Origin of the sequence: Cryobacterium sp. Hh11 (genome assembly GCF_004404045.1) — a bacterium.
GTDB lineage: Bacteria > Actinomycetota > Actinomycetes > Actinomycetales > Microbacteriaceae > Cryobacterium > Cryobacterium levicorallinum.
The window spans coordinates 1-7337 of the sequence record NZ_SOHF01000024.1 but is presented as its reverse complement, the minus strand read 5'-3'; the positions used below and the strand labels follow the sequence as shown (position 1 = coordinate 7337).

Sequence of the window (7337 nt, the reverse complement as noted above, 5' to 3'; positions counted from 1 at the left end):
TCGAGCCTTGAGCCATCAACACCCAAAACCGCGCCTGCTTCTCAACCAGTTCAAACTTCGACCACACGTACAACACCTCACAAAAATAGAGTGTTGCGACGACCGGTTGAATTCGCCGAACCCACTGCGGGACAACAACATGTTTGGAGTCGCCACCATCAGTTGCGGCTGACGGCTAGAAACGTAGTGCGTTGCCTTCAGCTGTAGTCGGCGCTGACTGTGCGGGCTTTACCGTCGAGGCGGATCGTGTTGCCGTGCGGGACGATCCACTGCGGTCTGGTGTGTCCGAATGGCACTCCGACACAGATAACGGCTTCTGAGTTATATCGAGCGACTTGCTCGATGATGGTGTCGCGCTGAACTGCGCGCAGTCGAGCGCGCTCGATCGCTAACGGGACGGCTGAATTAAGTTCGCTAACGGGTGGCCGGGCGACGAGGACACCGGCGACGGCATTGAGAACTCCTCGCTCGCCCAAGGCACGCACCCAACGCTTCACCGTGTCGGCATTTGGAAGTTCCTCGCTCGTTTCGAGCAAGAGAATCGCCCCGTCCAGGTCGGCGACGTCGGGCATCCGATTGGCGAGAGCGATCTGATCTATGACTTCGATGCATCCGCCCCACGTCGGACCTTCGGCCACCGTGTTTAGGCCCGCCCATGCCCATGGTTCGGTCAGTTCACGAATACCGAATTCCGTCAGGGCGCGGCGATCCGTCCACGAGACGCCGAAGTCTTCGGACTCGCCCGGATCGGTGAGGTCGATAATGCCTCCGTCAAGAAGCGCCGCACGCAGCGAAGCCACATGCACGTCATCGATATGCGGGCCTGGTCCGAGGTGAACTTGTGTTGAGCCACCGTAGTAGCTGGGCACCCCGAGCTTCCAGAGAAGGTTGTGCAGGTTCGTGTTGTCACTGTATCCGAGGAACGGTTTGGGGTTTGAGGCAAGGATGTCGGTATCGATATGTGGGATGACGGTGATCTGATCATCCCCTCCGATCGTTGCAAGAACCGCCCGAATACTCGGATCAGCGAACGCCGCCTCAATATCGGCAGCTCGCGCCTCGGCGCTCGCACCGAGCTGCCGTGTCGTTGGATACTCAACCGGCACAAGCCCAGTAACTTCTGTGAGGCGTCGCATCGCCTGCTCGTGAACGTCCTCGGACACCGCAGGAGCCGCGAACGCCGGGGATAGGATCGCGACTCGATCGCCGACACTGGCTTTGGGGGCGTTCGTGAATGTGCGCATCCAGTCATTGAATCAGAGGATCGGATCACCACGCACGTTCATAACGCCCGCAAAAAGAACGACCTGCGGGCGTGGATAGGCTGGCCCGATGCTATTCCAGACCGAACACCTATCGGTGCGACAGTTTCGCCACGACGACCTCAACGACTTCTCAGACCTCTGCGCGGACCCGAACGTGATGCGATTTGTCGGGGACGGGACCGTCCTCAGCCGCCCCGAAGTATCGCAGTGGATCGAAATCTGCGAGCGAAAGTATGTCGATCGCGGTTACGGCACCTCGGCCGTCTTCGACGCACGATCTGGCGAGTTCGTAGGCTACTGTGGCGTGATTCGAGCGCCGGATCGAGACTTCGATGAACTCACATATGTCTTTCATCAGAAGGCTTGGGGCAACGGTTATGCAACGGAAGTCGGGATCGGCATGCTCGACCACGTGTTTCGCATCTCCTCGCTGGATTCGATCTCGGCGACGATCGAACAGGAGAACGAGGTCTCCAAACGCGTCGCAGCAAAATTGGGGATGATTGAACTGCCATTCGATACCGAAGACGTGAGTTATTGGAAAATAACACGCGAGCAGAACTGCGCTCGATAGCCCTATTTCGTCCCTGACGGGGAGCCCTGTTCACGGTGTCGCTAGACCAACCCTCTGCGGGAATTGGGCGCAGCCAGTGAGCTGATAACCCAGCGGTCCCCACCCAGCACTGCGCCGCTACAACCGAAACAGTGTGGCTAGGATCTGCGCTTCCTGTGCGGTCTCTTTTTCTTCGTGATCGGTCCCTCCTCTAAGGAGGTGGCCGCTGACGCATTGGTCTTCGAACTCGGCAATATTACGGTTTGATACGCCGATGAGGAGGCCCCGCCCCCGGATATCGATTTCACGACATCGGCAAGAATTATGGCCACCGTAATGACCACTCCACCTATCGAGCGCAGCACGGTGAAGGTACGTCTGAATGGCGTGCGGCTCCGGATCTCTGTTCGCATTTTGAGGCCCCCTTACGATTTAGCCTATCGAGTCCATGAGAGCTCACCACGTGTCACGGCCACTTCGATGAGACGATGGCCCCAACTTGAGTAAAACCGCAGGTTGCGAGGGCAAGCGCTAGAGTCAGCGCTCCTCACATGTACCCGCAAGCCGAACCCTCTGCGGACGTCCGGCCATAGAGTCGTTGCATGGTGGGCCTGTGGGAAAGAATCGCGCGCGTAGGCGCAACAGCATGGTTTGCGATTGCGGTTCTGCTGACAGTCGTTGGATACTTTGGCGGCGAGGACGCCCTATGATCTCTCCTCTGGCTGATCCCCCATGCGGTGATCTTGTTCGGCGTGTGGCGCGGCAGCCGAACCGCATGGGCAATATTAGTGAGCATCAGCGTGGCCTTGGCCGCGACGCTGGCCGTCGTCGGCATCGGAATGCAGTTCGGGTCCGGATTCGTCATGAACATCTATTGGTGGGGACCCGCGGCCCACGGCGCAGCGCTGCTGCGTCTCGTCGCTTTTCGAGCAAGCAGGCGGCGAGCAGTCACAGTCAAGCCTGAGGCGATCCATGACTCGCCGTCTGAACTTGAACGGACGCAGCACGCCGCTCTTTGAATGCTCGAGTCAGATTCAAGGGCTCGGCCGGGATGGATGGGCTTTCGTGCGGTCGCAGATTCAGTGGGCCTAGTCCGGTTCACGGCCGGTGAGCGCCGTCACCCGATGGTCCTGAAGGGCAGTCCGCAAGCCGGACCCCACTGCGACGGTTATTGACCCGTTCACATCAGAGCGGGATGGTTTCGCCCTGGATGGATTACTAATTGGATACGCACGCGTTTCCACAGAGGAACAAGATCTCACCGCCCAACAAAACGCCCTGGAACGACTGGGCGTTAGATCGTCACTGATCTACACCGATCACGGTCTGACCGGAACGAACCGGGCCCGACCCGGGCTTCGCGAAGCGCTGGCCGCCTGCCGCGCCGGAGACACCCTCGTCGTCGCCAAACTCGACAGACTCGCGCGCTCACTCAGAGATGCGAAAGACATCATTGATGAACTGACGGCCAAAGATGTCAAGCTCAGCATCGGCGGAGCGGTGCATGATCCGAACGACCCGGTCGGGCGCCTCCTCTTCAACGTCCTGGCAATGGTCGCTGAATTCGAGTCGGACCTGATTCGCGCCAGAACGCGGGAAGGAATGCAGGTGGCCAAAGCGAAAGGACGTCTTCGCGGTAAGCAGCCCAAACTGTCGGTGGCGCAACAGAAACACTTGATCGAAGTCCACACCGCCGGCCTTCACTCCAGCGCGGAACTGGCGGAACTCTTCAACGTCGCGCGGTCGACCGTTTATCGCACTATTCAACGTCAGTTCGAATCGGGCCATTGATCGGGGCCCTCAACCGCTGTCTCGTTGCCGGACTGGCTGGTCCGGCAACGGGAAGCCTGCGCGAGAGGCCATTTGTACATTTGAAGACCTTTTGTACATCTGGGGAGTGGAATGTACGCTTGAAACATGTCAACCACGGTCCCCGTCAGCGTCTCTGATGCACGCGACCAGCTCGCATCGATCATCGACCGGGCTCGCACCGAGCACGAGCCGGTCTTCTTGTCTCGCCGCGGGCGGCGAGTTGCGGCTGTTATCGACGTCGACGATTTGGAGCGTCTCATTGAATTGGCCGAAGACATGGCCGATATTCGTGCCGCTGAGGAATCCCGTGAAGAGATGCGTCGCACGAAAAGCGAACCGACTCCTTGGGAACAGGTGAAAGCAGACCTCGGCCTCGTATGACTTACTCGGTGAAGATCGCACCGGCCGCTGAACGGCAACTGCGAAAGTTCGATCCGCAGGTTCGACGTCGAGTTCAAGCAGCGATCGAACTCTTGGCAGACGATCCACGGCCACCCAAGGCGATCCAACTCGTTGGAGGCTCTGGCGAATGGCAGGTCCGAACGGGTGACTACCGCATCATTTACGAGATTCACGACGACCTGTTGATCGTGCTCGTCCTCCGCCTTGGACATCGACGCGAGATATACGAATCCCGATAAGTGATCCCGCAACAGTAACCCTGAGCGGGACGGAAGGTTTCTCGGGTCCGTTGCAGATAGGACTCACTGAGCAGCCGCCGGCGCTATTAGATCATTCCGTGGCGCGCCAAGCAGTCGAGGTACCAGTTGAAGCCGACATCATCTACGTCGCCAGTGACCATGGAATAGTAGTTACGCTCGTTGGTTCCGGCTTCCCGGTAACCCGTCAACGCGACCAAGAATGTGCTGAGGTAATCGGACATTCCATATACTTTGGCCCCGGTCACCTGACCACCTTCGCGTTCAAGAACAATCGACGTGCGCTGCCCCAGCGCGTGCTGAATCGTCAGCAAGTTGTAGGCCAGCCATGACGCATCCGTCAATGCCGTATGCGCCGTTTCGGTACCCGGGCGATGATTCTGCCTCAGGAACAGGCTCCTCCAATAGTCCTCGTAGGCCTCAGGGCCGCAGTCTTTCATCGCTTTCTCTTCTACGCTGTACAGGCGTTGAAGTACATCAGGATGAGTGATTGTGTACAGCTTGTAGATCAGGTCGTCACGGACCTCTTCATCATTGCGGTAGTCCGCACTGGAAATCGCTGCCAACGGAATCTCATAGGCCCGAAATTCCTTTTCCAGCCAACCTTCAACGGCCTCCGTTGTCCACGCTCGCGTATCGGTTTTCTTCCAGCGCTCAAACAGACTCGTCACCGTGTCGCTCCGTCTCATTCCATCGACAGGTCCACGATATCGGGTGGCTCAGCCGGATGTTTAGACCGCCGCGAGAGGATGTGTCGATGCCGCTGGCCCCCATCGTCGTGGACGGGTGCACTGGCGCCGAAACTGTCCATTTCGCCAACGGCCTACGGGATGGTATTGCTGGACAGAAGAAGACCACGGTCGGCGATGTCAAAGAGTGGGGCGTGATGTTGGCTGAGATCGCTTCGTTTCTGTCGGCCTCGCTACCCTGAGGTTATGAGCTACACATACGGCACCAATAGTGTCGCCTACATCCTCGCCGCCGCGATGCTCCTTGTCGTTGTCGTGACACAGCTGGCAGCCTCCGGCAGAATTAGTCGGAACGGTTTCATCGGAATCAGAATCCCGCCGACAATGACCAGTGATGCCGCATGGACAGCTGGCCACAAGGCCGCCCGGTTGCCGTCATGGATTGGCTTCGCACTTGTTGCTATCACTGCGGGAGTGGCACAATTCATCCCGGAAGCCAACGCTATCCTCATCGCAATTCTGTTGCTCTTCCTGGCATGGTCAGTCATGGCTGCTTGGCGCGGCGCACGATCGGCGATCAGCTAACTTTTCGAATGAACCTAAAGAGTCGATTCGGAAAGCCATGCAGACGACTTATCGCCACCCGACCGGGGAACGGTCCGAGCGACGTCGGTTAGTTTCCCGCAAGAACCCAAGGAACCTCCAACGGGACCGAATCACGTGAAGCCAACCCTGTTGACGTCTGCACTGAGACGACCGTAAGCCGAACCCCCACCGGGACGATCTGACATGAAACCGAATGCGAACGTCCCCGCGGCCGTTCCCATCTGACACTCCGCGCCTATGTGGTCATTTGGTATTCGAGAAGCAGGACGATAACGCCCCCGGTGTACTTTTCAAAGAGCGTCGACAAGCGATGCCGACTGTCGCGGTTCACCGTCCGGTGAACGTACCGCTTGATGCCGAGGGCGGCGCTGGTTTGGTCGGGTGTCATCAGGGGGGACGCTGGTATCGAACAGTTTCGAAGCAGACATCTCCTCCGCGTAACCGCGCCGGGAGCGAATGAGCGCCCCAGCACGTCCGCTGCCGTGCGGTCTTTCGGCCCGGCTGAAATCCGAACGCGAGGCCTACCGGAGGGAACTGAGCCAGCTCCAACTCGCGCTGGCCAAGGCGCAGGGTGAGAACTTAGAGCTCAGACGGCGCCTCGCCGGCCACGAGGATTAGGGCTAGAGATATGAGGAGCGGCCCGGCAAGCGGCCGCATTCGGCGGAGTGGAACTACCCACCCGGCCCGGTCGGATCGATCGGCGCACCGTCGCCATCCTCAGGTAGGTCTCCGCGCTCCACCGGTTCGCCCGGAGTCTTGGGAACGTCGGAGAAGAGCAGTTCGAGTTCCGCATCCGATGGCACGTGCACTTTCTTCGCGGCTGTCAGAAGATCCGCTGGCGACGCGTCGTTCATTCCGGATACCCAGATCAGCGCACCGTCTCGCACCGCGACGTACTCGTGGATGCCTCCAGTCGACCGATGCCAGACGCCATCCTCATTGGCACACGTCACCGCTCCGTCGGGCGCATCCCAAAGGGGTGTCGCAGCGCACGACGCTTCCGTGAGTTCACCGGAATCGCTACGGATGCTCAGCATCGCACCCGTGCTGCTGTTGAACCAGGTAGCCGACATCCCGTCTGCAGCACCCGGCCCGACCGACTGCGGTGCGAGATCGTAGCCGTCCACCTCAGTCGTGTACACGAGTTCAGGAGCGATACCAGCAGCTCTCGCGAGCTCGGCGATCGAATCCAGGCTCGCCGCATCCGCGCCCGTCATCGATGCGCATCCAGCGAGAGATACGCAGACGGACGCCACAGATGCAGCCACGGCTAATGTCCACGCCCGAGGAAAGCGACCAGTTCGACGCAAGAGCACACCCTCCTTCGGTCACGGCCGTGCTTGGCGACTCTGAATCGCCAGCTCGTACAGTGTGAGTCTACGGTCCGGCCTACCCGGCCGGGGCATGCGCCGACGACGCGCAACAGAAGAGCGCTCACAGGGGGGATACGGGGAGTCTGCACGCCCCATCACGAACCCCCAACGGGACGGTCTGGGTCTAATTCTTCAGAGGGATTCGTGCCAGAACCGTCGAGTGGCGAGTCGGGCGGTCAGAAAGAGAGCAAAGCCCAGGACTCCGAGGATCCCGGATCGCGCAGTTGCGGCAACGAACAGCATTGTTCAGCGATTTGCATTCTGAACCGTCCCGGGTTTCATGCCGCCGTTTTGTTGGCGGCTTCGATATTTATCGGGCCGTTTGTTTCAGCGTAATAGTTGCGTTCATATTCTTCGGGCGGCATGTTCCCGAGTGCGCT

The 7337-nt window shown here is 59.4% G+C and carries 11 protein-coding genes; 7 read left to right on the top strand and 4 right to left on the bottom strand.

The window, feature by feature from the left end:
* Positions 1-197 precede the first annotated feature (197 nt).
* Positions 198-1244 (bottom strand): S66 peptidase family protein, encoded by a 1047-nt coding sequence (locus E3T46_RS11130; protein WP_134578616.1) that lies wholly within the window; start codon positions 1242-1244, stop codon positions 198-200.
* A gap of 88 nt (positions 1245-1332) precedes the next feature.
* On the opposite strand from E3T46_RS11130, the gene E3T46_RS11125 reads away from it, so the two are divergent.
* From E3T46_RS11125 to E3T46_RS11105, 5 genes are all read left to right on the top strand, one after another.
* Positions 1333-1839, top strand: a complete 507-nt coding sequence (locus E3T46_RS11125) for a GNAT family N-acetyltransferase (protein WP_134443857.1) — start codon at positions 1333-1335, stop codon at positions 1837-1839.
* A 767-nt stretch (positions 1840-2606) separates the two neighbouring features.
* Entirely contained in the window at positions 2607-2837 is a 231-nt protein-coding gene (locus E3T46_RS11120) for a hypothetical protein (protein WP_134578615.1), read from the top strand.
* A gap of 187 nt (positions 2838-3024) precedes the next feature.
* Complete coding sequence (locus tag E3T46_RS11115; RefSeq protein ID WP_134578617.1) at positions 3025-3609, top strand: recombinase family protein; 585 nt, start codon at positions 3025-3027, stop codon at positions 3607-3609.
* A 126-nt stretch (positions 3610-3735) separates the two neighbouring features.
* Positions 3736-4011, top strand: a complete 276-nt coding sequence (locus E3T46_RS11110) for a type II toxin-antitoxin system Phd/YefM family antitoxin (protein ID WP_134578614.1) — start codon at positions 3736-3738, stop codon at positions 4009-4011.
* On the top strand, positions 4008-4271 hold the full coding sequence (locus E3T46_RS11105) for a type II toxin-antitoxin system RelE/ParE family toxin (protein ID WP_134443022.1): 264 nt from the start codon (positions 4008-4010) through the stop codon (positions 4269-4271). Before E3T46_RS11110 ends, E3T46_RS11105 begins: the two co-directional genes overlap by 4 nt.
* An 86-nt stretch (positions 4272-4357) precedes the next feature.
* Here the strand turns inward: E3T46_RS11105 and E3T46_RS11100 are convergent, their stop codons facing one another.
* A complete protein-coding gene (locus tag E3T46_RS11100; protein ID WP_134578613.1) occupies positions 4358-4960 on the bottom strand; it encodes a hypothetical protein in 603 nt (200 codons plus the stop codon).
* 86 nt (positions 4961-5046) lie between these two features.
* On the opposite strand from E3T46_RS11100, the gene E3T46_RS17960 reads away from it, so the two are divergent.
* Positions 5047-5220, top strand: coding sequence for a hypothetical protein (locus E3T46_RS17960; protein ID WP_166789439.1), 174 nt, complete (start codon positions 5047-5049; stop codon positions 5218-5220).
* Between the two features lie 4 nt (positions 5221-5224).
* On the top strand, positions 5225-5563 hold the full coding sequence (locus E3T46_RS11095) for an SdpI family protein (protein WP_134443024.1): 339 nt from the start codon (positions 5225-5227) through the stop codon (positions 5561-5563).
* Positions 5564-5819: 256 nt separating this feature from the next.
* Here the strand turns inward: E3T46_RS11095 and E3T46_RS17955 are convergent, their stop codons facing one another.
* Together E3T46_RS17955 and E3T46_RS11090 are read right to left on the bottom strand one after the other, a co-directional pair.
* Complete coding sequence (locus E3T46_RS17955) at positions 5820-5972, bottom strand: hypothetical protein (protein WP_166790250.1); 153 nt, start codon at positions 5970-5972, stop codon at positions 5820-5822.
* 283 nt (positions 5973-6255) lie between these two features.
* A complete protein-coding gene (locus E3T46_RS11090) occupies positions 6256-6801 on the bottom strand; it encodes a hypothetical protein (protein WP_241980654.1) in 546 nt (181 codons plus the stop codon).
* Between the last annotated feature and the right edge of the window lie 536 nt (positions 6802-7337).